This window comes from Pseudomonas sp. 20P_3.2_Bac5 (assembly GCF_025466035.1).
Classification (GTDB): domain Bacteria; phylum Pseudomonadota; class Gammaproteobacteria; order Pseudomonadales; family Pseudomonadaceae; genus Aquipseudomonas.
Genome location: NZ_JANLOA010000113.1, coordinates 1 through 603, shown reverse-complemented (window position 1 = coordinate 603; position 603 = coordinate 1). Strand labels below are relative to the sequence as shown.

1 protein-coding gene is annotated in these 603 nt (G+C 58.9%); it reads left to right on the top strand.

Features of this window, described 5'->3' with window-relative positions:
* The coding region (locus NTD88_RS21010; RefSeq protein WP_262155761.1) for a DUF6708 domain-containing protein at positions 1 to 603 on the top strand (603 nt) is incomplete at both ends.

Below are 603 nucleotides of genomic sequence, written 5' to 3'. Positions count from 1 at the left end.
GTCTTTCTTGAACTGCCGCGTGGATTTGCGCTTATCAGAGGATTGATGGTTTGGTTCGCTCCTGCCCAAATCATCATGACTGGAGGGATGTTATGGCTTTTCTTGTCAGACTGGCGTGAGCTGAGTCCTGAAGAATGGATCATGTTTGTCTTCGGAGCTTTCGTCGGAGTTTGGTCACTCCTGCTCTGTGTGAAATTCGATGCAGTACCTCCCCGAGATCAACCTCTCCGCTTCAACCGCACCCGCCAACGCCTCTACGCCTACAACTTCAACTACCGCTGGTGGAACCCCTTCGAACGCTGGCGGGTCGAGCCGGTGGCGTACGACTGGCCACAGGTCCGCGCCGAGCGCTGGCTGAAGCGCGGCGCGACTTCGCATGGAGTCGTCATCAAGGGCGGCGTGGTGCTCTCCATCGTCAGGCCGGGCACCAATGAAGTCATTGACCGCTTTCCCCTCACCACCATGGGCGCCGACGCCCACGCCTGGGCTTACATCTGCACCTACATGCAGCAAGGCCCCGACGCACTGCCACCCCCAGGCCCGCCGAAAGACCACAACGATGTGGGATTAAACATCGCGTTGCTGCTGGCACCCAAGGTCAAG